This window comes from Cellulosimicrobium sp. So1_17 (assembly GCF_055181235.1).
The window spans coordinates 3,308,176-3,330,702 of sequence record NZ_CM143702.1; the positions used below are offsets into that span (position 1 = coordinate 3,308,176).

Consider the following 22,527-nt stretch of genomic DNA (forward strand, 5'->3'; position numbering starts at 1 on the left):
TCGGCAGCCCCGCCGGGCGACCGGGTCGCGTCGCCGGGGGCGGCCGGGTGGCGTCGTGTGATGGGATCGACGGGTGTTCACGCGTCCCCGCACCCGCCTCGACCTGGTCCCGCGCCGCGTCCGCGTCCAGGCCGTCGTCGAGACCTCGACCGCGCTGCGCCGCATCACCTTCCGTGACGCCGGCGAGGGTGCGTCCGGTGTCCCGGGGTCGGACGACCCGGGGACGCTCGCCACGCTCCGGGCGCCCGGTCCCGACGACCACGTGAAGGTCTTCCTCCCCGACCCGGCGACCGGCGTGCTGCACCCCCCGACGCTCACTGCCGACGGTGCGCTCCAGCGTCCGGGTGGCGTCGTGTCGATCTCGCGCGAGATGACGGTCCGGGCGACCCGGACGGTCGACGGCGCGGTGGAGGTCGACGTCGACTGGGTGCTCCACGGCGACGACGTGCCCGGTGCCCCTCCCGGCGAACCGGGCGGTCCGGCGTCCGCCTGGGCGGCGCGCGCGAGGCCCGGTGACGAGGTGGTGCTCGTCGGACCGACGGCGAGCCAGGGCGTGCCCGACGGGATCGGTCGGCTTCTGGTCGTCGGGGACGAGACGGGTCTGCCCGCGCTCGCGCGATGGGTCGCGGCCGTCGGGCCGGAGATCCCGGTGACGGCGATCGTCGAGATCGGCGACGACGTGGACGAGGCGTTCGTCGAGGACGAGCTCGGGCGCGCGACCGTCGAGATCCTCTACCGCACCGACGGCCCGGGCCAGCTCGCCGAGGCCGTGCGCGCTCTCGGTCCGATCGACGCGGACGAGTACGTGGTCGGCGCAGGCGAGGCGACCGACCTCGTCCCCGTGCGCCGCGACCTGCGCCGCGCGGGCGCGCGCCCGGACCAGCTCGCGATCCGCGGCTACTGGCGGCGCGGCGTCGTGAACCTCGACCCGGAGGCCCCGCTGGACCCGAGCGACCCGGACTGACGGGTCGCTAGGCCCCGGCGACGACGTCGACCGCGAGACCCCGGCTCGCGGCGTGCAGGCGCTGGTCGTCCGTCCACAGCGCGGAGCACCCGTGCACCTGAGCGGTGGCGAGGTGGAGTGCGTCCGGGGTACGGAGGCCGAGCGCCGCCCGGAGGCGGGCGGCTCGCTCGAAGACGTCGGCGGGGACCGCCAGCTGGTGGAAGAGGGCGAGAACCGTGCGGTACCGCGCCTCGAGCTCGAGGTCGCCCCGGCGCAACGGCCCGACCAGGCACTCCATGGCGACGAGAGGGCTCACGGCGACCGCTTCGTCGCCGGCTCGCGCGAGGCGGCCCCGCACCGCGTCACCGCGCGTGCCTGGATCCTCGACCGCGTAGATGACGACGCACGAGTCGAGGTAGATCACTCCCAGCCCTCGCGCTCCGCCGCGATGTCGGCGTCGACCGCCTCCGCGCTGCGGACCGAGCGCCGTGGTGCCGGGTGGGCCTCCAGCCACTCGAGGATCGCGGGCCCCGTCCCGTGCGAGAGGTCGGCCCGCACAGGGACGAGTCGCACGACGGGGACGTCGCGCTTGGCGATGACCACCTCCTCGCCCGCAGCAGCGCGGGCGATCAGCGCCGACAGGTTGTTCTTGGCCTCGAGCACGTTCACCTGCATGCGTCCTCCTCGTCCTGGCCAGGTTACCTGGCCAGGCGACGCGAACGTCAAGGGGCTCTGGAGGACCCGAGCGATGCGAGGCCGTCTGCCGACCGCGTAAGCGGCTGCGTGCGGGCGCGCCGTGCGCGACGCTGGGCCGCATGACGACTCGGCTCCTGGTCCTCGGTGGTTCGGACTTCGTCGGCCGCGCGGTCGTGGACGACGCGCTCGCCCGCGGCTGGGACGTGACCGTCCTCAACCGCAGCACGCGGCCTGCGCCCGACGGCGCGCAGCAGCTCGTCGGCGACCGCACCCGCCCGGACGGGCTGGACGACCTCCGTGCGGACGACGTCGCGCAGAAGTGGGACGTCGTCGTCGACACGTGGTCGTGGGCGCCCGTCGCGGTGCGCGACGCCGCGCGTCTGCTCGCGGGGCGGATCCCGGGCGACAGCCGGTACGTGTACGTGTCGTCACGCTCGGTGTACGCGCCGTGGACGCCCCGGGGCGCGGACGAGTCGGCGCCGCTCGTCGACGCCCACCCGGACGAGGAGACGCACGACGACTACGCGCGCGCGAAGCGGGGCGCCGAGATCGCCGCCGTCGACGCCCTGGGCGACCGCGCGCTCCTGCTGCGCGCCGGCCTGATCCTCGGGCCGCGCGAGAACGTCGGCCGCCTGCCGTGGTGGCTGCGCCGCGTCGCGCAGGGCGGTCCCGTCCTGGCGCCGGGCCCGGCCGAGCTCCCGCTGCAGCACGTCGACGCCCGCGATCTCGCGGCGTTCGCGCTCGACGCGGCGCTCGCGGGCGCGTCCGGTCCGGTCGACGTGGTCTCCGCACCGGGCCACGCGACGATGCGCGACGTGCTCTCCGCGTGCGTCGCGGTGACCGCCGAGGCGGCCGCGGCGGCCGGGAACCCTCCCGCCGAGCTCGTCTGGGTCGAGCCGGAGGTGGTCGAGCGAGCGGGCATCGCCCCGTGGTCGCAGCTGCCGATCTGGATCCCGCCGGGCGAGCTGTACGACGCGCTGCACGGCTCGGACACGTCGCGCGCGTTCTTGCTGGGGCTCCGAACGCGCGACGTGCGCGAGACGGTCCGTGACACGTGGGACTGGCTGCAGGCCCTGGACGCCGACGGCGAGGCGACGCCGCAGCGCGAGGACCGCCCCGGCGTCGGGCTCCCGCGCGAGCTGGAGGAGGAGGCGCTCCGCCTCGCCCGGTCAGAGGCCGCCGACGGCTCCGGCGGCGGCGACGGACCCGGCCGACCTGGCGTCGGCTTCACGGCCTGAGATCCTGTCGCGCGAACGCGGCCGGCGGTGCGTGAGCTCGTGGTGCCGAGCACGACGCCACGCGCCGTCGACCACGACCTGAAGGTCGCCGACGACCGGTTGACGACCTTCAGGTCGTGCTCGGCGCGGTGCGTCCCGGCTCAGCCCTCCGCGAGCAGCTCGCGCACCCGGGGGATCACCCGTGTCCCGTAGAGCTCGATGCTGCGCATCATCGCGTCGTGCGGCAGCGTCCCGGACGAGTACTTGAGGTCGAACCGCCCGGCCCCGAGCGTGCGCACGGTCGAGGCGATCTTCTGCGCCACGGTCTCGGGCGACCCGACGTACAGCGAACCGTCCCGGATGTCGTGCGCGAACCGGCCCCGGTGGTACGCGGGCCAGCCGCGCTCCCGGCCGATCCGGTTGTTCATCGCGGCGAAGTGCTCGTAGACCTCCTCCTGCGCCTGCTCGTCGGTCTCGGCGACGTGCCCGGGGGAGTGCACGCCGACCGGCAGCACCGGCTGCCCGAGCTCGTCGACCGCGCGGTGGTACAGGTCGACGTACGGGCGGAACCGCTCGGGCTCGCCGCCGATGATCGCGAGCATCAGCCCGAGCCCGTGCCGCGCCGTGCGGACCACCGACTCCGGCGAACCGCCGACCCCGACCCACGTGCGCAGCCGCCCCGACTCCGTCTTGGGGTACACCTCCTGGCCGGACAGGCCCGCGCGCGTCGTCCCCGACCACGTGACGGGGCCCTCGTCGAGCAGGTGCACGAACAGGTCGAGCTTCTCCTCGAACAGCACCTCGTAGTCGGAGAGGTCGTAGCCGAACAGCGGGAACGACTCGATGAACGACCCGCGCCCGAGGATCACCTCGGCGCGACCGTCGGACAGGGCGTCGAGCGTCGCGAAGCGCTCGAACACGCGCACGGGGTCGTCGGAGCTGAGCACCGTGACGGCCGACCCGAGCCGGATCCGCGACGTGCGTGTCGCGATGCCCGCGAGCACGACCTCGGGCGCGCTCACGGCGAAGTCCGCGCGGTGGTGCTCGCCGACGCCGAAGAAGTCGACGCCCACCTGGTCCGCCAGCACGGCCTCGTCGACGACCTCGCGGATCGTCCGCGCCGCGGTGACCGGTGCGCCGTCGGGCCCGGCGGTGACGTCGCCGAAGGTGTCGAGGCCCAGCTCGACCTGGTCGGGGGCAGGCGCGGCGCCCGTCGTGGGGGTGGTGGTCGGCTCGGACATGGTCTCTCCTCGGTCGTCGCACGCCGTCCGGTGGCGGCGGTGCGTCCCGGACAACCGTGCGCGGCCCCGGAATCTTCCGCACGTCCGCCGGACGACCGACCCGGGCGCCAGGAGCTGCCGAGGAGAGGTGTCAGGCGGTCGCGCGGGTCGTCTCGCCCCTGAGCTCGTCGATGTGCGACTGGAGCCGCTCGAGCGCGACGGCGACACCCTCGCCGGCGTCGTGCGCGAGGTCCGTGACGTACCGGAGCTGGGCGGACGCGGCGTCGAGCGCGACCTGCGCGTCGGCGAGGGCGATCGTCGCGCGCCCGTCGGCCGCGTGGTCGGCGTCCTTCGCGTGGTCGAGAGCGGCGCGCGCCTCGTCGGTCGCGGCCTGGACGGACTCGGTCGCGTCGACGACGTCGTTGCGCAGCACGGGGTGCAGGGCGGGAAGGTGGGAGCCGACGCGTTCGATGTCGTCGCCGATCGTCTCGGTTTGGACCTGTGCGTCGGCGATGAGCTGTTCCACCTCGGCGGCGCTCGCGGTGGCGCCGAGCGGGAGCATCATCGACAGCGCGAGCAGGCTGGCGGCGGCGAACCGGGCAGACGTCCTCGTCCGCGGCGTCGCCGACTGATCGCTCGTCCTCGCTGACATGGTGAACAGTCTGGGGTGCGTTCCTGGGAAGAGCCAGGGAATCAGGGCCCGAGGTGTGGAGATTTCGCACACAGCGCAGGTCGGACGGCTCAGGATCGCGACGCGGCGACGGCGCGGCGCCGTCGGGCCCGCGCGACGCGCGTCGTGAGGAGCCCGTGCCGCGGGCTGAACAGGTAGGCGAGCGCGAAGACGGCACCGAGCGTCACGACCACCGTCCCGCCCGACGACGTGTCGAGCCAGTAGCTGAGGAAGATCCCGACGACTCCGGACGCGGCCGCGACGAGCGGGGAGATCCACAGCATGTGCGAGAACCGGTCCGTGAGCAGGTACGCGGTCGCGCCCGGCGTGATGAGCAGCGCGACGACGAGCACGACCCCGACCGCCTGGAGCGCGACGACGACCGTCAGTGCGAGCAGCCCGAGGAGCAGCGCCCCGAGCCGGCGCGGCGAGAGGCCGATCGCGTGCGCGTGCACGGGGTCGAAGGCGTAGAGCGTGAGGTCGCGCCGCTTGAGCACGACGACGGTGAGCGTCACGGCGCCGAGCACCAGCACCTGGAGCAGGTCCGCGCGCGAGACGCCGAGCAGGTTGCCGAACAGGATGTGGTTGAGGTCGGTCTGGCTCGGGGTGACGGAGATGAGCACGAGGCCGAGGGCGAAGAGCGTCGTGAACACGACGCCGATCGCCGCGTCCTCCTTGACGCGGCTCGTGTCCCGGACCGCGCCGATGAGCAGCACCGCGAGCAGCCCGAACAGGAGCGCGCCGAGCGCGAACGGCGCCCCGACGACGTACGCGAGCACGACGCCCGGCAGCACCGCGTGCGACACCGCGTCGCCCATGAGCGACCAGCCGACCAGCACGAGCCAGCACGACAGCACCCCGCACACGATGCCCGCCGTGAGCGTCACGGCGAGCGCCGTCCGCACGAACTCGAACGACAGCGGCTCGACGACCAGGTCCCAGATCCCCGGGCTCACGGCGCGACCTCCAGCCCGAACGCGAGCGCCAGGTTCTCCGGGCGCAGCACCTCCTCGGGCGTCGCGTGCAGCAGGACGCGGCGCATGAGCAGGATCGCCTCGTCGGCGAGCGCGGGCAGGCCGTGCAGGTCGTGGGTCGAGACGAGGACGGTCGCGCCGTCGTCCGCGAGCTCGCGCAGGAGCGCGGTGATCGTCGTCTCGGAGCGCTTGTCGACCCCGGCGAACGGCTCGTCGAGCAGCAGGATCGTGGCGCCCTGTGCGAGCCCTCGCGCCACGAACGCGCGCTTGCGCTGCCCGCCGGACAGCGCGCCGATCTGCCGGTCCGCGAGGTCGGCGAGCTCGACGCGCTCGAGGGCGTGGTCCACCGCTGCGCGGTCGGCGGCCCGCGGACGCCGGGTGAAGCCCTGGAAGCCGTACCGGCCCGTCATGACGACGTCGCGCACGCTCAGCGGGAACGCCCAGTCGACGTCCTCGCTCTGCGGGACGTACCCCACGGCCTGGGCGCGCCGGGCGCGGGCCGGCGGGGCGCCGTCGAGCAGGACGGTGCCGTGGTCGGGGCGGAGCATGCCCATGATCGCCTTGAACAGCGTGGACTTCCCGGACCCGTTCATCCCCACGAGCCCGCACACCGTCCCGCGACCGCGGGTCGAGCCGACGGTCAGGGACGCGGCGTCCAGCGCCAGGACCTCCCCGTGGTGGACGGTGAGGTCGCGCACCTCGATCGCGGGAACGGCGCCGGTGCCCGACGCCGCGCGGTCGCCCGACGCCGCCTGCTCGCCCCGCGCCGCCCGGTCGCCCGACGCCGCCTGCTCGCCCCGCGCCGCCCGGTCGCCCGACGCCGCCCGGTCACGTGCCATCAGTCCTCGCTCCCCGGCGACTCACCGGTGAGGCCGGCGACGATCGTGTCCGCGTCGTGGCGCAGCAGGTCGAGGTAGGTCGGGACGGGGCCGTCGGGCTCGGACAGCGAGTCGACGTAGAGCACGCCGCCGAACGTCGCGCCGGTCGCCTCGACGACGCGCTGCATGGGACCGTCGGACACCGTGGACTCGCAGAAGACGGCCGGGACGTCGTCGTGCTCCACGAGCTCGATCGTGCCCGCGACCTGCCGCGGCGTGGCCTGCTGCTCGGCGTTGACGGCCCACAGGTAGTGCTCGGTGAGGCCCGTGTCGCGCGCGAGGTAGGAGAACGCGCCCTCGCACGTGACGAGCGCGCGGTGCTCGGCGGGAAGGGAGTCGAGCGACGCCGTGAGCTCCTCGTGCACGGCGTCGATCTCGGCGGCGTACTCGTCGGCGGCGGCGTGGTAGTCCTCGGCGTGCTGGGGGTCGATCTCGGCGAACGCGGCGGCCATGTTCTGCGCGTAGAGCCGGCCGTTCACGGGCGACATCCAGGCGTGCGGGTTCGCCGTGCCCCGGTACTCCTCGGCCGTGTCGTCGCCGAGCGCGATGGTCTCCACCCCGTCGCTCACGACGACGTGCGGCACGTCGAGGTCGCCGACGAACCTGTCGAACCACGCCTCGAGCCCGAGCCCGTTGTCGAGGATCAGGTCGGCCTCCGCGGCGCGCCGCAGGTCGCCCGGGGTGGGTTCGTAGCCGTGGATCTCCGCCCCGACCTTGGTGATCGACTCGACGCGCAGGTGGTCGCCGGCGACGTTGCGGGCCATGTCGGCGAGCACGGTGAACGTCGTGAGGACGACCGGGCGGTCGTCGGTGGCACCTCTCGACGACCCGGCGTCCGTGCCGGTCGAGCACCCACCGAGACCCAGCGCGACGGCGAGCGCCACGAGCCCTGCACCCGCGCGGCGCGCGGCCTGTCCGGCGGTGACCCGGAGAGGAAAGTTCGGCATACCGAATAATCTAGTCCGGCGGCGCGTGCCGGGCAACGAGGGCGCGCGGTGCGCCGGACCGGACGCGGGTGGGTCAGGGCTTCGCCGCGTGCACGACGGCGACCGGGCCGTCGGCGTGGTGCAGCACGTCGTGGCTCACGGAGCCGATGAGCATGCCCTGGACGTCACCTCTGCCGCGCGACCCGACGACCGTGAGCCCCGCGCTCCTGCCGGCCTCGTGGAGCGCGACGCCGGGCCGCCCCTCGACGACGAACGTCTCGACGCCCACCGCGTCGTGCTCGGCGGTGCGCACGCGAGCGAGCGCCGCCTCGACGGTGCGCGCCGCAGCGCGTCGCGCGTCGCGCTCCGCCTGGGTGTCGAGCGCGAGGCGCTCCTCCGGCTGCAGGCTCGCGGCGAGACGCCACGCGCACACCGCGACGACGCGCCCGCCCGTCGCGGCGGCCTCGTCGAGCGCGAAGCGCAGCGCCGCATCACCGTGCACCGACCCGTCGACCCCCACCACGACGTCCGCCGTGCGGTGGTGGCACCTGTCGACGGGCGGCACGACGACCACGGGCGCCGGGCTGCGGGCGGCGAGGCGCGTGGAGACGGAACCGAGGAAGGCGGCGCCGACCGAGCCGAGGCCCCGCGTCCCGACGACGACGAGGTCGGCGTCCTTCGCGGCGTCGAGCAGCACCTCGGTCGGGGCTCCGGAGCGCAGCGTCGTGCGCACGTGCACCGTCGGGTCGACGCGCGCGGCGCGGTCGACGGCCGCGTCGAGGACGGGTCGGGCGATGGCGTCGACCTCGTCGACCGTCGGGTAGTACACGCCGCCGACGAACGGCGTCGACACCACGGGTACGTACGCGACGTGCAGGACGCGCAGCGTCGCACCGCGGCGGGCCGCCTCGCGGACCGCCCAGTCGAGGGCGCGCCCGCTCGTCGTGCTGCCGTCGACGCCGACCAGCACCACCGGCCCGTGTCCCTCGCCCGCTCCGTCCGTGCGCATCGTCCTCACCTCGCCCTCCGCGACGGGCCCGTCCCGTCCTCTCCTGGATACCTCCGCGGGACCGCCACCCGCGACGGCCGCACGGCCTGCCGGGCCCGGTCCGACGGCACGACGGCCGGGGACCAAGGTCCTGACCTCGCCGTACGGGCCGCACCCGACGGGAGACGGCGCCGTCGAGCGACTAGGTTGAGAGCCATGGGCTCTCCCCACCCGATCCGCGTGTTCCTGCTCGACGACCACGAGGTGGTCCGCCGCGGCGTCGCCGCGCTGCTCGAGGCGGCCGGTGACATCACCGTCGTCGGCGAGGCCGGCACGGCCGCCTCCGCGCTCTCGCGCATCCGCGCGACCCGGCCCGACGTCGCGATCCTCGACGTGCGGCTTCCCGACGGCTCCGGCGTCGAGGTGTGCCGCGAGGTCCGCTCGGAGCTTCCCGAGGTCGGCTGCCTCATGCTCACGTCGTTCGCCGACGACGAGGCGCTGTTCCAGGCCGTGCTCGCGGGGGCCTCGGGCTACGTGCTGAAGCAGATCCACGGCTCGGACCTCGTCGGCGCCGTCCGCACGGTCGCCGCGGGCGGGTCGCTGCTCGACCCGTCGAGCACCGCGCGCGTGCTCGAGCGCTTGCGGCACGCCGCGGACGAGATCCCCGACCGGCTCGAGGGGCTGTCGCAGCAGGAGCGCCAGATCGTCGCGCTCATCGGCGAGGGCCTCACGAACCGGGAGATCGGCCAGCGGCTCTACCTCGCCGAGAAGACGGTGAAGAACTACGTGTCGCACGTGCTCGCGACGCTCGGCCTCCAGCGCCGCACCCAGGTCGCCGTGCTCGCGACGGAGATCCGCACCGAGGAGGCGCGCGGCGGGACGACCGGGTCGCCGGGCTCGACGGGCGGGGCTCCCGGTGGGCAGCGGCCCCGGCCCTGACGGTGCCGGCCCCGACGACGCCGGACCTGACGGCGCCGGACCCTTCGCTCCGGGGCCCGGCGACCGCGCGTCGTCGGGACCTTCGGCACTCACGGATCTGACACCCCGGCGCGACGATGAGGACATGACGACCACCGGCGCCCGGGGCGGGCTCGCGTCGGCGGGGCTCACGGAGCTCGCGCCGGAGGAGAGCTACGCGCTCCTCGCGACGGTGCCCGTGGGGCGCATCGTCTTCACCGATCACGCGCTCCCGGCCATCCAGCCGGTGAACTTCGTCCTCGACGGGCCCGACGTCGTCTTCCGGACGGGCGAGGGGTCGAAGCTCGCGGTCGCGGCGAGCCGCGCCGTCGTCGCGTTCGAGGCCGACTGGTTCGACGCCGAGGCCCGCTCGGGCTGGTCCGTCGTCCTGGTCGGCCGGACGTACGAGGTGACGGACCCGGAGGAGCGCGAGCGCCTGCTCTCCCTCCCGCTCGTCACGTTCGTGCCGGGGGACCGCGACCGCGTCATCAAGGTCGTGCCGCGCATCGTCACGGGCCGCCGCATCGCCCGGTCGGCCTGACCGTCCGGCGGGTCCTGCACCTTTCGGTACCTGGAACCGCCGAAGCCGGTGCTCGGCCGCCGACGACCGCACGAACCGCCGAACGGTCCGGCTAGCCTCGACCCGTGACCACCGCGCCCGCCGTCCGCGACGCCGACCTCGCCGACTGGCCCGGCATCTGGCGCGTCCTCGAGCCCGCGTTCCGGGTCGGCGAGACCTACACCTACCCGCGCGACATCGCCGAGGACGACGCCCGCGTCGCCTGGACGGGCTCACCGGGCGTGCGCGTGCTCGTCGCCGTGGACGACGCCGGAACGGTCCTCGGCACCGCGAAGTACCTGCCGAACCATCCGGGGGCCGGGGCGCACGTCGCCAACGCGAGCTTCGTCGTCGGGCCGGACGCCGCGGGGCGCGGCGTCGGGCGGACCCTGGCGCGTGCGGTGCTCGACGGCGCCCGCGCCGACGGCTACCGCGCGATGCAGTTCAACGCCGTGGTCGAGACGAACGAGCGCGCCGTACGTCTCTGGGAGTCGCTGGGCTTTGCGGTCGTCGCGACCGTCCCCGAGGCGTTCGACCACCCGGTGCACGGGCTCGTGGGCCTGCACGTCATGCACCGCACGCTGTAGCCGCTACCCGAGCGGAGCCCACCACTCGAGGCGCGTGCCGCCGTCGGGCAGCGCGGTGACCGTGCACCCCCCGCCGAGCGCCGACGCCCGCGCGTCCATGTTGCGCAGCCCGGAGCGGCGCCCGCCCTCGCGGATGCCGACGCCGTCGTCGGTGACGGTCAGGCGCGCCTCGTGCGCGGTCACGCCGAGGTGCACGACGACGGCGCTCGCCCCCGCGTGCCGCGCGACGTTGGTCAGGCCCTCGCCGAGGACGACGACGAGCTGGTCCGCGACCTCCGCGGGCATGCTCGGGGCACCCTCGGTCACGCCCGCGCCCGAGCGCTCGCCCGAGACCTCGACCTGGACGTCGGGCGCGAACCCGAGGACCGTCGTCGCCGCCGCGGCCTGGGCACGCAGGCGGTCCTCGATGGACGGGGCGTCGGGGTCGGCCGCGGTGTGCAGGGCGAAGATCGTCGAGCGGATCTGGCGGATCGTCTCGTCGAGGTCGGCGACGGTCTCCTCGATGCGCGTGCGTGCCGTCGGGTCTGCGACGAGCGGCTGCACGCTCATGAGCGACATCGCGGACGCGAAGAGGCGCTGGATGACGACGTCGTGCAGGTCGCGCGCGATGCGGTCGCGGTCCTCCAGGACGCCGACCTGCTTCGCCCGTCCGTAGAGCCGCGCGTTCTCGATCGCGACGCCGGCCGCGGCGGCGAGGGCGACCACGGCCGCCTCGTCCTGCGCGGTGAAGGGCTCTCCGCCGGCCTTGTCCGTGAGGTACAGGTTGCCGAAGACCGTGTCGCGGACGCGCACGGGCACGCCGAGGAACGTGTGCATGGGCGGGTGCCCGTCGGGGAAGCCGGCGGAGCGTACGTCGTCGGCGATCTCCGGCACGCGGATCGGCTCGGGGCGGTCGATGAGCTCGCCGAGGAGGCCCTCGCCGTGCGGCCAGTGGTCGATCGCCGCGACCTCGTCGTCGGAGAGCCCGAGCGGGACGAACCGCGCGAGGCGCTCGCGACCCGAGGGGTCCAGGACGCCGAGCGCGCCGTAGCGCGCGCCGGTCAGGTCCATGGTGGCCCGGACGATGCGCTGCAGCACCTGGTCGAGGTCCAGGTCGCTCGTCACCGCGACCACGGCGTCCAGCACGCGCTGCCCGACGCCGTCCGGCAGGTCGGTCTCTCCGCTCACCGGTGCAGTCTCCCAGACGGGCGTGCGCGGGCCGTCCGCCCGGCGCGTCCGGTGTGACCCACGTGACATCGTCGTGCGCTAGGGTGCGTCCACGCCGACGCGGGGGGACGGAAGGACGCGCTGCTGCCATGTCCACCCTGCCCTCCACCCGTGAGAGCGCTCTCGCCGACCTGCGCGCCGCCGTCGCGCACCTGCACCCGGACGACCCCGCCGAGCTCGTCGCGATCGCCGACGACCTGTGCGCGCTCGGCACCCCGGCCGCTGCCGTCCCGTTCTACGAGGAGGCCGCGGCGAGGGAGGTCCCCGGGGCGCTCTACCGGCTCGGCATCGCCCGGTACGACGCGGGCGACGACGTCGAGGCCTTCCGCTGCTTCGAGCTCGCGGGCCTCGCCGGGGACGCCCACGGGGCGTTCATGGCCGCCCAGGTCGCGCACGAGCGCGGTGACCTCCACGCGGCTCGCCGCTGGTACGAGCAGGCGGAGGGCGTCGACGGCGCGTCGGAGCGTCTCGCGCAGGTCCTCGCCACCCTCGGGGCCGGGTCGGGCGAGCCCTTCGGCGCCGGCGCCGGGGCGGGCGGGGCGTTCGGCGCCAGGACGGCCGGGCCGCCTGGCGGGACGGCCCGCGAGGACTGGGAGACCGCCGTCGAGCAGGCGCGGTCCGGGTCCATGGGGCCCGACGCCGCCGTCGGGCTCCTCGAGTCGTGGGCCGAGGCCGGGGAGCCCCGGGTCGCGCCGGCGCTCGCGGACCTGTACACCCGCGCGGGTCGCCTCGCCGACGCCGAGGACCTGCTGGAGCAGGCGGCGCTCGTCGGCGACGCGGCGTCGGGCACGGCGCTCGGCGTCCTGCGGCTCAAGGCCGGCCGCGTCCCCGAGGCGATGGACCTGTGGCGCGACGCCGCGGACCGCGGCGACCAGGACGCGGCGGAGCTCCTGACGCGGTTCGGCTGACGCCCCGGCCCCGGCGGCTCGGGGCACGACAGAGGGTGTGCGGGTGGTCTCCCCACCACCCGCACACCCTCTTCCCCGGGGCGGCCTGCGCTGCGACGGCCTCAGAATCGTCGCGCGGTCCTGGGTCCTGCCCCTGTGGCCCGCCGTTCGCGGCGAGCGGTCCGGTGCGTCACACGAGCCAGCGGTTGCGGCGGACGACCGGGAGGTTCTTCCAGACCTTGCCCAGACCGAGCACGTCACCTCCGCCGATCAGCGCGAGCGCCACGATCGTCAGCGCCATCGTGAGGTGGTCGTCGATGATCGGGTTCGTCTCGAGCGGCAGCGCCGCGAGGTACATGAAGACCAGGAGCAGCGAGCCGCTCACCGCGGCGATGCGCATCCCGATCCCGAGGACCAGCGCGAGCCCGATGCCGAGCAGGCCGACCATGAACAGCCAGTCGGCCCAGACCGCGCCCGCCATGCCGTTGAAGAACCCGGCGAACGGACCCTCGACGCCCGACAGGAAGCCGGTCGTGGGGCTCCCGCCGTTGACCCAGGCCCTCTCGGCCGGCGTCGCGAAGCCGAGCCCGAACGTCTTGTCGAAGAATGCCCACAGGAAGTAGAACCCCAGGGCGATGCGCAGCACGCCGAGCACGACCTGCGCAGGCCGGCTCGCTCGTGCGGCGAGGCTGAGGGTCTCGGGCGTCGTGCCCTCGACCGTCGTGAGCGGTACGTTCACGTCCCGCTCGGTCGTCCCCGTCATCGTCGTCCCCTTCTCGTCGACCCGGTCCCTGTGGCCGGGCTCCTCGATCTCCATTCCACCGTGTGGAGGAGTCGTGGACGCCAGGAGAAGGTCGCGCGACGGCAGGACCTAAGACCTTTCGTGGGGACGAGGACGTGGCGTCGGGCGCACGCCGGCGCTCAGCCGGTCGACGAGTCGAGCCCGGCCCGCAGCTCGTCCACCTGCGCGCGCAGGTCCTCGAGCGACTCCCGGACGGCCGCGTCCGCGTCGGAGAGCGACGACGCGACGGCGTCGAGCTGGTCGGACGCCGCGTCGAGGCGCTCCTCGGCGTCCGCGAGCCGCTGCTCGGCCTCGGCGCGCTCGGCCTCCGTGGCCGACGCCGCGTCGTCGACCGCGCTCCGGGCCTCGTCCGCCGCGTCCTGGGCGGCGGTGACGGCCTCCTCCGCGCGGGCGCGCGCGTCGTCGGGCAGCGAGCCGAGGTCGTCGGTGAGCGAGCGGACGTCCTCACCGATCGTCTCGGCCTGCGAGCGCGCGTCCTCGAGCAGCTGCTCCAGGCCGTCGCCGGTGAGGGTGAACTCCGGGACGGAGACGGAACCGTCGTCGGCGCAGGCCGTGAGCGCGAACGAGCCCGCCACGGCGACCGCGGCGAGCGCGCCGCGCGATCTTGACCAGGGATGACGCGCAGATGAACTCATGGGTTCGATTCTCCTGTCCGATCGTGACCACATGGTGAGGGCCGTGGGGACGCGGTGTACCGTAATCGGACGAGGCACTGCGGCGGTCCGACATCGCAGCGCCGGGCGCGACGACGCGTGCGACCGGGCATCACCATGCACGACCAGGACCGCACGGTGCGACACGTCAGCGCGTACGAGGGAGTCACGGTGGGCACGGAGACGCACAGCGAGGACGCGGGCGACCGCGCGCTGCCCGCCTCGTCGAGCCGGGCCCGCACCGTCTCTCAGGTCCTCATCTCGTCCGCGCTCGGCATCACGCTCGTCGCGGCGCTCGCGAGCAGCGCCCAGCCCCAGCAGGGTGCGTCCTTCTACGCGACCCCCGTGTCGACCGCCGCCGAGCCGGTCGCGAGCGTGCTCGGCACCGGGCTCGACGAGTCCCAGCAGCTCGACGGCGCCATCGAGGTCCTCGCGACCGCGAACGCGCTCGAGTCGGGTGTCGTGAGCCCGTCCATCGAGCAGGCACGGTCCGAGCTCGGGATGCTGCTCGCGACCTACCTCGCACAGCAGGACGCCGCACGCCGGGTGCCCGTGCAGGTCGTCCCCGAGGACGAGCTCGACCTCGACTCCTCGCTCGACGAGCCCACGCTCCCGGGCCTGCCCGACCCCCTCGCGCCGCCCGCGGACGACCTGGACGGCGACGCCCCGCTGGAGGACGCGCCCCCGGAGGACGCCCCGGCCGGCGACGCCCCCAGGGCGGCGGTGCCGAAGAAGGACGCGCCCGACGAGAGCGCGCCGGACGACGAGCCCGCCACGCTCGCCTCGTCGACCCCCGCCCCCGTGCCGACGCCCAGCGGCTCTCCCTCGGGGACGCCGACCGACGTCCCGTCCGACCTCCCGACCGACGTCCCGACGGACCTCCCGACGGACCTCCCGACCGGGCCGTCGAGCGGCTCGGACGACGCGCCGTCGGGCACCGAGCAGCCGGACGGCTCGGGTGAGCGAGTGCTCCCCGAGGACGCCGTGCCCGCGCCGGACGGTGTCGCGCCCGGCGAGCTCGAGGGCGACGACGAGGGCGACGACAGCTCCGGCGACGGGGACGACGACGGCGCGCATCACGACGAGGACGGCCACGACCACGGAGCGGTCACGCTCGACGACGTGGTGGTCTCCGCCACGCACCTCGCCGACCTGCTCGGCACGACGACCGCGTTCCCCGAGGTCGACGTCCTCCCGGCGGACGGCATCGACCCGGCGACCGGAGCGCCGGTCGGGTCCACGCTCGCGGACCGCCTCGCCGAGGTCGTCGCGAAGTACGCCGGCTCCACGGCCGAGTACGAGAACGGGCGCATCCCCGCGAACGTCCTGTGCGACCTGTCGTTCGCGCCCGGCCAGTCGCTGCGGTGCGACGCCGCGGAGCAGCTCGAGGCCCTGGCCGCCGAGTTCGAGAAGGCGTTCGGGTACGCGCTGAGGATCACGGACTCGTATCGGCCGTACGAGGACCAGGTGCGGCTCAAGGCGATCAAGCCCTACCTCGCCGCGGTGCCCGGCACGTCCCAGCACGGGTGGGGGCTCGCGATCGACGTCGGGGGCAACGTCCCGTCAGGGACCTCCGCCGAGTACGTGTGGATGCGCACGCACGCACCCGACTACGGGTGGGACAACCCGTCGTGGGCCCGGCCGAACGGGTCGAAGCCCGAGCCGTGGCACTTCGAGTTCTTCGGTGCGGGCGCGATGCCGGACCGGTACACGCCGGCCGAGACCACGACCCCGACCCCGAGCCCGTCGCCGAACCCCGCGCCCGGGCCCAAGCCCACCGCGCCGCCGGCCCCCGCGCCGACGCCGACCCCGAAGCCCACGCCCACTCCGACGCCGACCCCGACGGACCCGCCGACGAAGCCGACCGATCCGCCGACGAAGCCGCCGACGGACCCGACGGACCCGCCGACGGACCCCACGGACCCGCCGACGGACCCCACCGATCCGCCCACGGACCCCACGGACCCCACGGACCCCACGGACCCGCCGACCGACCCCACGGACCCCCCGACCGAGCCGACGCCGGACCCGACGGACCCGCCGACCGAGCCGACGCCCGACCCGACGGACGAGCCGACGTCGATCCCGACGGAGTCGCCGACAGAGGGCGCGACCGAGGCGCCCTGACCCGGCCGCGCGAAAATCCCGTGACGTCGGGACGTGCGCCGCGTAGCGTCGTGCCCGATGTGATCCTCACCTGCCCCGACCGGCCCGTCCGTCCTCGCCCGAAGCCGGCCCACGCCCCGTCGCGTGGAGCCCCGGGCACCCCTTGGCAGGTGATCCCATGAATCCCGTCCTTCGTGCGTCCGACGTCCACATGTCCTACGACGGCCGCGCCGTGCTGCGCGGAGTCGACCTCGCCGTCGACCCCGGCCACCGCGCCGGGCTCGTCGGGGAGAACGGCGCCGGGAAGTCCACGCTCCTGCGCGTCCTCGCGGGCGCGACCGCCGCGGACTCCGGCACGGTCGAGCGCCCGCCGGACCTCGGGTTCCTCCACCAGGAGTTCCCGTACCCGCCGTCGACCACGGTGCGCGCCGTCGTCGACGACGCGCTGGCGGAGGTCCGGGCGATCGAGGCCGCGCTGGAGGCGGCGGCCGTCACCCTCGCGAACGTGTCGGGGCCACAGGTCGCCCCGGCGACGCCGTCGACCGACAGCCCTGGCACGCGTGAGCGCGACGCCGAGGCCGCGTACGACCGCGCCCTCACGCGCGCCCAGCTGGCCGACGTGTGGGACGCCGACGCACGGGCCGCACGCACGCTCGCCGGGCTCGGGCTGGACGTCGAGGGGGTCGCGGACCGGCCCGTCGGGACGCTCTCGGGCGGGCAGCGCACACGGCTCGGGCTCGCCGCCCTGCTCGTGCGGCAGCCAGGGGCGCTCCTGCTCGACGAGCCGACGAACCACCTCGACGACGGCGCCGCCGAGTTCCTCGCCGCCGCGCTGCGCGCCCTGCCCGGTGCCGTCGTGCTCGCGAGCCACGACCGCGTGTTCCTCGACGAGGTGTGCACGGAGATCCTCGACCTCGACCCGTCGGCGGCGCCGCACCGCGGGGCGTCGGGGGACGGCGCGTCGTCGGGCATCACGGCCTACGGAGGGACCTACAGCGACTACCTCGAGGCCAAGCGCGTCGAGCGCGAGCGCTGGGAGCAGCAGTTCGCGGCGGAGCAGGCGGAGCTCGCCGAGCTGCGCCGGTCCGTCGCGGTGACCGCGCGCGACGTCAGCAAGAACCGTGAGCGGGGCAACCAGGCGAAGATCCTCTACGACTTCAAGGGCGAGCGGGTCCAGAGCCAGGTCTCGCGCCGCGTGCGCAACGCCCAGCTGCGCCTCGACACGCTCGACCGCGAGCAGGTCCGCAGGCCGCCGCCGCCGTTGCGCTTCGCGCCGCCCGCCGCGGCGTCGCGGTCCGCGCGGGGGGAGGCGCTCGGAGGTGACCTCGCGGTGTGGGCGCGGGACGTCGTCGTGCGCCGGGACGGTCCGGTGCCGCCGGGGGAGCGGGCCGCCCGGCTCGACCTCGCCGCGTCCGGCGCGCGGTCGATCGAGGTCGCGCGCGGCTCGCGCCTGCTGGTCACGGGTGCGAACGGGGCCGGCAAGTCGACCCTGCTGCACGTCCTCGCGGGGGACCTCGTGCCCGACGCCGGATCGGTGGGCCGGGCGAAGGGGGTCCGGGTGGGGCTCCTCGAGCAGGACGTCCACCTGCACGACGACGCCCGCACCCCGCGCGAGCTCCTCGCCCTCGTGCAGGGTGTGGCGGAGGGCGAGGGCGCGCGCGACGCTCGGGTGGACGCGCACGGGCTCGTCGCGCCGCGCGACCTCGGCCGTCCGCTCGCGGACCTGTCGGTCGGGCAGCGACGCCGGGTCGTGATCGCGATGCTCGTGTCGCAGGCGCCCGACGTGCTCCTTCTCGACGAGCCGACGAACCACGTCTCGCTCACGCTCGCGACCGAGCTCATGGAGGCGGTCGAGGACTGGCCGGGCGCCGTCGTCGTCGCGTCGCACGACCGGTGGCTGCGGCGGCGGTGGACGGGCGACGTCGTGCACCTCGCCTGAGCCCTCGGCCAGGGACCCCCGGTGCGGCGAGCCGCCCGCCCGACCGTAGGGTCGGGGCATGGACAGCACGCTCCCGGTCCCCGCCAACGCCTGGAAGCAGGTCGTCGCGTCGCTCGCGGACGACGGGCGGCTGCGCCTGTTCGGTCGCGTCGTCGTCGAGGCGCCCGCGGAGGCGGACCTGACGACCGACGACCGGCGTCGGCTCGCGCCGCTGCTCGCGGCGGGCGTCGTGGTGCGCGACGACGCCGGGGTGCTGCGGGCCGACCCCGGCCGGTTCGCGGCACTGCTCGCGGGCGCGTCCGCACCGCAGGAGACCGGTCCGGAGCGGTTCCTCAGCGAAGGCCGCCTCGTGCGCAGCCCGAAGCGCCTGCGCGACCGGCAGCTCGTCGTGCGGTACCTCGCGTCGCAGGTGCTGCCGCTCGAGGAGCCGGTCACCGAGCTCACGTTGACGAAGCGGCTCGCGGAGCGTGCGGTGGACCCCGTGTCGCTCCGGCGCTCGATGGTCGACGCCGGCCTCGTGCACCGCACGCGCGACGGCGCCGAGTACTGGCGCACGGTCGTCACCGAGTTCGACGACGTGTGACGCCTCCGCGGTGAACCCGGGACGTCAGCCGCGGGGGACCCAGCGGACGCCGAGCTCGTCCTGCGTCGGGGCGCTCCCCGGAAGGCGTCGCCCGTCGCTGGCGGACGCGCGCAGCCCTGCGAGCTGCAGCTCGAGGTACCGGCGGCGCAGCGCGGCGACGCGGTCGGGGTCGCCGAGACGGACGGCCGCGAGCTGCTCGTAGACCATCGGCAGGTCGGTGTCGTCGACGTCGGCACGCACGACGCCCGCCTGCTGGGCGCGCCGGAGCACGGTGCCTGCGAGCTCGCCGGCCTCGACGGCGAGCTCGCGGTGCTCCGGTGTCGGCGTGAAGCGGCCCGCGAGCTGCACGGTCAGGGAGTGCACGTCCGCGTCGACGATGCCTCGCAGGAACGTCTCGAACGACTCCCACGGGTCCGTGACGTCGAGCGCCCCGCGGGCGACCTCGACGAACCGGCGCAGCCCGTCGAGGCACAGGGTGGCGAGCAGCGACTCCTTGCTCGGGTAGCGGCGGTACAGCGCGCTGATGCCGACGCCCGCGGCCTGCGCGACGGCGGCGACCGGCGCGTCGGGCTCCGCGACGAACACGTCGCGCGCCGCCGCGAGGATCGCGGTGTCGTTGCGGGCCGCCTGGGCGCGCCGTCCGCTCAGCGCCGGGCTGCTCTCGGTCGTCATGAGCACGACCATAGCACTTGTGCGGAACGGAACGTTCCGCTACTGTGGAAATAGAACGGAACGATGTATTCCGTTCCCGGCGATCGGACCCGACCGCCGGAGGGCAGCGCCCGGACCTCGGAGGAACCCATGACCACGTACACCGACCCGACGGCAGTGATCGACCGCGCCCACGCCGCGCTGCGGCAGGTGGTCGCGGCGCTCTCCGCCGACGACCTGGCGCTCCCCACCCCGTGCGCGGGCTGGACGGTCGCCCACGTCCTCCAGCACGCTGCGGGCGACCAGCGGGCCTACGTCGCCGCGCTCACGGGGGAGGGCGGGCCGACGGAGGACCCGTTCGCCCCCTCGGGTGAGCTCGCCGAGAGCCCGGGCGAGCTCGTCGAGCCGGCTCTCGCCGCGTCCGCCGCCGCGTTCGCGCTCGTCGAGCCCGGCAGCGAGGTCTCCACCCCGCTGCCGATCGGGCCGGTGCCCGCGCTGTCCGCGGCCGGCGCCGCGGCGATCGACGCGGCCGTCCACGCGTGGGACGTCGCCGTCGCCACCGGGCAGGACTCTCCCCTCGACGACGACCTCGCGGCGTTCCTGCTCTCCGTCGCGCCCCCGCTCGTCGAACCGGTCCGGCCCTACGGCGTGTACGCGGCGGCGCTCGACGCCCCCGACGCCCCCGACGGCGCGGACCCCGGCCCGGCCGACGCGCTCCTGCGCTACCTCGGCCGCGACCCGCGCTGGACCGCGGTCGTCCCGACCCGGATCGAGATCCGCCAGGCCGACCTGGACGACGTCCGCGAGCGTCTCGCGCGCACGCGCTTCACCGACGCGCTCGAGCCCGACGAGGGGTACGGCACGAGCGTCGCGTCGGTCCGCGAGCTCGTCCGGTACTGGCTCGAGGACTTCGACTGGCGCGCGCTCGAGGCCCGCCTCAACGCGTACCCGCAGGTCGAGACGGTGATCGACGGCCAGCGCGTGCACGCGCTCCACGTGCGCTCGGGCCGGCCGGACGCCGTCGGGCTGGTCCTCACGCACGGCTGGCCGGGGTCGGTCGTCGAGTACCTCGACGTGATCGAGCCGCTCACGGCGGCCGGGTACGACGTCGTCCTCCCCTCGATCCCGGGCTTCGGCTTCAGCGGTCCGACGACGGAGGTCGGCTGGGACAACCGGCGCGTCGCGCGCGCGTGGGTCGAGCTCATGCGCCGCCTCGGGTACGAGCGGTACGGGGCGGTCGGGAACGACGCGGGGTCGATGATCTCGCCGGAGGTCGGGCGCCTGGACCCCGAGCACGTCGTCGGCGTGCACGTCACGCAGCTCTACTCGTTCCCGTCGGGGGACCCGGCCGAGATGGCCGACCTGAGCGAGGAGGAGCAGGCGGCGCTCGCCCACCTCGGCTGGTTCTGGGAGAACCTGGGCGGGTTCAACGTGCTGCAGTCGCAGCAGCCGCAGACCCTCGCGCACGCCCTCGCCGACTCCCCGGCCGGGCTGCTCGGCTGGAACTCCCAGCTCATGGGCGACGTCGGCACGGAGTTCGTCGTCGCCAACGCGGCCGTGTACTGGTTCACCGGGACGCAGGGGTCCGCGCTGCGGATGTACCGCGAGAACGCGCTCGCCCAGCAGCGGGCGGCGGCGCCCGAGGGCGGTGGCGGGGAGCCGTCGGGCCCGACGACCGTCCCCACCGCGCTCGCCCAGGCCACGGGCGACTTCGCGTCGATCCGTCGCTTCGCCGAACGGGACCACGCGGACATCCGGCAGTGGACCACGTACGAGCGGGGCGGTCACTTCGCGGCCCACCTCGAGCCGGAGCAGACGGCAGGCGACGTCGTGGGGTTCTTCGACGGGCTCTGAGCCCCACGGCGCGGACGGGCCGCGTAGGGTCGGGTGGCATGGGCAGCGAGCGCGCCGAGGCGGCGCTGGAGGCGTCGGGCATCGACCACACGATCACGCGGCACGGACCGGTCTCCTCGCTCGAGGAGGCCGCCGCGGCGCGCGGCGTGGACCCGTCGCGGGTCCTCAAGACGATCGTCGTGCGGCGCGCGGAGGACGACTACCTCTTCGTCCTCGTGCCCGGCGACCGGCAGATCTCGTGGCCGAAGCTGCGTGCGCTGCTCGGCGTCTCGCGGCTCTCGATGCCCGACAAGGAGGTCGCACGCGAGGTCACCGGGTACGAGCGCGGCACGATCACGCCGTTCGGCGCGACGCACGCGTGGCCGGTCGTCGCAGACCTGCGCGTCGTCGCGCTCCCTGACGGGGACGAGGTCGACGTGTCCGGGAACGCCGCGGACGCCGGGGACGGCGTCGGTCAGGTGTCGATCGGTGCGGGCGCCCACGGCGTCGCGGCGACCGTCGACGGTGCGGCGCTCGTCCGCGCGCTGGGCGCGCAGGTCGCCGACGTCACCGACCCCGCGTAGCCTTCCGGGGCCGTGACCGGCGGTGCCCCGCGTCCTCGTCGGGTGCCTCGCCCCGGTCCTCGCGCTCCGACGGCCTGTGGACGTCTCGCGCAGATCCGTCCTGGCGGGAGCGCACGGGGTGGTGTGCCGGCCGCGACAGGTGCAGACTCAGGGTGCTTCGGCCGCGGTCGTCCGTGCGGGACGTCACCCCACCGTGCACCCTCCGGGGAACAGGGGTCGTCCTCCGGGCGTTGGACGTGGTCGGGGCAGGGGCGCGACAGCAGTCGGTTCGAGAGACGGTGGAGCTGGGACGCATGGAGACAGTCAGCGTGATCGACCGCGCGAACGGGATCACCTACGCGCCGCACGAGGGCGGCGTCGTCGTGACGATGTGGGGCGAGGTGGACGCCGCGCTCCGCGACCGGGCGAGCGAGGCGATGTCGTACGTCCTCGACACGCGCGGGCCGGTGACGGTCGACGTCGCCGGCGTGACGTTCATCGACTCCTCGGGCATCGCGTTCATCATCCAGCTCTACATGCTGGGCGAGGAGGACGGCCGCGCCGTCGAGCTGCGCGACCCGTCCCCGAGCATCGTCGAGCTGCTCGAGATGATCGGCATGGGCGGGCGCATCCCCGTGGTCCGCAGCGGCGCGACGACCGGGCCGACCGAGGTCGTCCGCGTGGGCTGA

General features: G+C 75.1%; 24 protein-coding genes. 12 read left to right on the forward strand and 12 right to left on the reverse strand.

All coding sequences use genetic code 11. From position 1 onward, the window contains the following. The first annotated feature begins 73 nt into the window (after positions 1-73). Positions 74-964, forward strand: coding sequence for a siderophore-interacting protein (locus ACZCLJ_RS14600; RefSeq protein ID WP_463104245.1), 891 nt, complete (start codon positions 74-76; stop codon positions 962-964). 7 nt (positions 965-971) lie between these two features. On the opposite strand, the gene ACZCLJ_RS14605 is transcribed toward ACZCLJ_RS14600, so the two are convergent. Continuing rightward, the gene (locus tag ACZCLJ_RS14605; RefSeq protein ID WP_463104246.1) at positions 972-1,367 is read right to left on the reverse strand and encodes a type II toxin-antitoxin system VapC family toxin; all 396 of its coding nucleotides are present in this window, start codon (positions 1,365-1,367) and stop codon (positions 972-974) included. Beyond that, a complete protein-coding gene (locus tag ACZCLJ_RS14610; protein WP_463104247.1) occupies positions 1,364-1,618 on the reverse strand; it encodes a type II toxin-antitoxin system Phd/YefM family antitoxin in 255 nt (84 codons plus the stop codon). The genes ACZCLJ_RS14605 and ACZCLJ_RS14610 overlap by 4 nt, the downstream gene beginning before the upstream one ends. A 140-nt stretch (positions 1,619-1,758) precedes the next feature. Here ACZCLJ_RS14610 and ACZCLJ_RS14615 point away from each other — a divergent pair, with 140 nt between their 5' ends. Next, positions 1,759-2,877, forward strand: a complete 1,119-nt coding sequence (locus ACZCLJ_RS14615; protein ID WP_463104248.1) for an NAD-dependent epimerase/dehydratase family protein — start codon at positions 1,759-1,761, stop codon at positions 2,875-2,877. A gap of 140 nt (positions 2,878-3,017) precedes the next feature. Here the strand turns inward: ACZCLJ_RS14615 and ACZCLJ_RS14620 are convergent, their stop codons facing one another. The 6 genes from ACZCLJ_RS14620 to ACZCLJ_RS14645 form a co-directional block, all read right to left on the reverse strand. Further along, on the reverse strand, positions 3,018-4,097 hold the full coding sequence (locus tag ACZCLJ_RS14620) for an LLM class flavin-dependent oxidoreductase (RefSeq protein ID WP_463104249.1): 1,080 nt from the start codon (positions 4,095-4,097) through the stop codon (positions 3,018-3,020). A gap of 130 nt (positions 4,098-4,227) precedes the next feature. Next, the gene (locus ACZCLJ_RS14625; RefSeq protein WP_251152712.1) at positions 4,228-4,728 is read right to left on the reverse strand and encodes a hypothetical protein; all 501 of its coding nucleotides are present in this window, start codon (positions 4,726-4,728) and stop codon (positions 4,228-4,230) included. 89 nt (positions 4,729-4,817) lie between these two features. Continuing rightward, complete coding sequence (locus ACZCLJ_RS14630; RefSeq protein ID WP_251152711.1) at positions 4,818-5,702, reverse strand: metal ABC transporter permease; 885 nt, start codon at positions 5,700-5,702, stop codon at positions 4,818-4,820. Further along, complete coding sequence (locus ACZCLJ_RS14635; RefSeq protein WP_463104250.1) at positions 5,699-6,559, reverse strand: metal ABC transporter ATP-binding protein; 861 nt, start codon at positions 6,557-6,559, stop codon at positions 5,699-5,701. Before ACZCLJ_RS14635 ends, ACZCLJ_RS14630 begins: the two co-directional genes overlap by 4 nt. Further along, positions 6,559-7,545 (reverse strand): metal ABC transporter substrate-binding protein, encoded by a 987-nt coding sequence (locus tag ACZCLJ_RS14640; protein WP_463104251.1) that lies wholly within the window; start codon positions 7,543-7,545, stop codon positions 6,559-6,561. Before ACZCLJ_RS14640 ends, ACZCLJ_RS14635 begins: the two co-directional genes overlap by 1 nt. Positions 7,546-7,618: 73 nt before the next feature. Next, the gene (locus ACZCLJ_RS14645; RefSeq protein ID WP_463104252.1) at positions 7,619-8,533 is read right to left on the reverse strand and encodes a universal stress protein; all 915 of its coding nucleotides are present in this window, start codon (positions 8,531-8,533) and stop codon (positions 7,619-7,621) included. Positions 8,534-8,728: 195 nt separating this feature from the next. Here ACZCLJ_RS14645 and ACZCLJ_RS14650 point away from each other — a divergent pair, with 195 nt between their 5' ends. From ACZCLJ_RS14650 to ACZCLJ_RS14660, 3 genes are all read left to right on the forward strand, one after another. Then, positions 8,729-9,451, forward strand: coding sequence for a response regulator transcription factor (locus ACZCLJ_RS14650; protein ID WP_463104253.1), 723 nt, complete (start codon positions 8,729-8,731; stop codon positions 9,449-9,451). Between the two features lie 124 nt (positions 9,452-9,575). Continuing rightward, positions 9,576-10,010, forward strand: a complete 435-nt coding sequence (locus tag ACZCLJ_RS14655; RefSeq protein ID WP_251152706.1) for a pyridoxamine 5'-phosphate oxidase family protein — start codon at positions 9,576-9,578, stop codon at positions 10,008-10,010. A 104-nt stretch (positions 10,011-10,114) separates the two neighbouring features. Beyond that, the gene (locus tag ACZCLJ_RS14660; RefSeq protein WP_463104254.1) at positions 10,115-10,615 is read left to right on the forward strand and encodes an N-acetyltransferase family protein; all 501 of its coding nucleotides are present in this window, start codon (positions 10,115-10,117) and stop codon (positions 10,613-10,615) included. Between the two features lie 3 nt (positions 10,616-10,618). On the opposite strand, the gene ACZCLJ_RS14665 is transcribed toward ACZCLJ_RS14660, so the two are convergent. Beyond that, positions 10,619-11,782: a GAF domain-containing sensor histidine kinase gene (locus tag ACZCLJ_RS14665; protein WP_463104255.1), complete on the reverse strand. Its 1,164-nt coding sequence runs from the start codon at positions 11,780-11,782 to the stop codon at positions 10,619-10,621. Positions 11,783-11,910: 128 nt separating this feature from the next. On the opposite strand from ACZCLJ_RS14665, the gene ACZCLJ_RS14670 reads away from it, so the two are divergent. Further along, positions 11,911-12,729: a tetratricopeptide repeat protein gene (locus ACZCLJ_RS14670; protein WP_463104256.1), complete on the forward strand. Its 819-nt coding sequence runs from the start codon at positions 11,911-11,913 to the stop codon at positions 12,727-12,729. A gap of 169 nt (positions 12,730-12,898) precedes the next feature. Here the strand turns inward: ACZCLJ_RS14670 and ACZCLJ_RS14675 are convergent, their stop codons facing one another. Then, complete coding sequence (locus ACZCLJ_RS14675; RefSeq protein WP_463104257.1) at positions 12,899-13,525, reverse strand: DoxX family protein; 627 nt, start codon at positions 13,523-13,525, stop codon at positions 12,899-12,901. Positions 13,526-13,629: 104 nt separating this feature from the next. Next, positions 13,630-14,145 (reverse strand): hypothetical protein, encoded by a 516-nt coding sequence (locus ACZCLJ_RS14680; protein ID WP_251152701.1) that lies wholly within the window; start codon positions 14,143-14,145, stop codon positions 13,630-13,632. Between the two features lie 189 nt (positions 14,146-14,334). Between ACZCLJ_RS14680 and ACZCLJ_RS14685 the strand changes: the two genes are divergently transcribed. From ACZCLJ_RS14685 to ACZCLJ_RS14695, 3 genes are all read left to right on the forward strand, one after another. Continuing rightward, positions 14,335-16,290, forward strand: a complete 1,956-nt coding sequence (locus tag ACZCLJ_RS14685; protein WP_463104258.1) for a M15 family metallopeptidase — start codon at positions 14,335-14,337, stop codon at positions 16,288-16,290. 157 nt (positions 16,291-16,447) lie between these two features. Next, on the forward strand, positions 16,448-18,208 hold the full coding sequence (locus tag ACZCLJ_RS14690) for an ABC-F family ATP-binding cassette domain-containing protein (RefSeq protein ID WP_463104259.1): 1,761 nt from the start codon (positions 16,448-16,450) through the stop codon (positions 18,206-18,208). 58 nt (positions 18,209-18,266) lie between these two features. Continuing rightward, on the forward strand, positions 18,267-18,791 hold the full coding sequence (locus ACZCLJ_RS14695; protein ID WP_463104260.1) for a DUF2087 domain-containing protein: 525 nt from the start codon (positions 18,267-18,269) through the stop codon (positions 18,789-18,791). A gap of 24 nt (positions 18,792-18,815) precedes the next feature. On the opposite strand, the gene ACZCLJ_RS14700 is transcribed toward ACZCLJ_RS14695, so the two are convergent. Further along, complete coding sequence (locus ACZCLJ_RS14700; protein ID WP_251152697.1) at positions 18,816-19,463, reverse strand: TetR/AcrR family transcriptional regulator; 648 nt, start codon at positions 19,461-19,463, stop codon at positions 18,816-18,818. Between the two features lie 129 nt (positions 19,464-19,592). On the opposite strand from ACZCLJ_RS14700, the gene ACZCLJ_RS14705 reads away from it, so the two are divergent. The 3 genes from ACZCLJ_RS14705 to ACZCLJ_RS14715 all read left to right on the forward strand — a co-directional run bounded on the left by ACZCLJ_RS14705 (position 19,593) and on the right by ACZCLJ_RS14715 (position 22,527). Beyond that, positions 19,593-21,296 carry a TIGR03086 family metal-binding protein gene (locus ACZCLJ_RS14705; RefSeq protein ID WP_463104261.1) on the forward strand — a complete coding sequence of 568 codons (1,704 nt, stop codon included), beginning with the start codon at positions 19,593-19,595 and terminating at the stop codon, positions 21,294-21,296. Positions 21,297-21,334: 38 nt separating this feature from the next. Next, complete coding sequence (locus tag ACZCLJ_RS14710) at positions 21,335-21,859, forward strand: aminoacyl-tRNA deacylase (protein ID WP_463104262.1); 525 nt, start codon at positions 21,335-21,337, stop codon at positions 21,857-21,859. A 293-nt stretch (positions 21,860-22,152) separates the two neighbouring features. Then, the gene (locus tag ACZCLJ_RS14715) at positions 22,153-22,527 is read left to right on the forward strand and encodes an STAS domain-containing protein (protein ID WP_251152694.1); all 375 of its coding nucleotides are present in this window, start codon (positions 22,153-22,155) and stop codon (positions 22,525-22,527) included.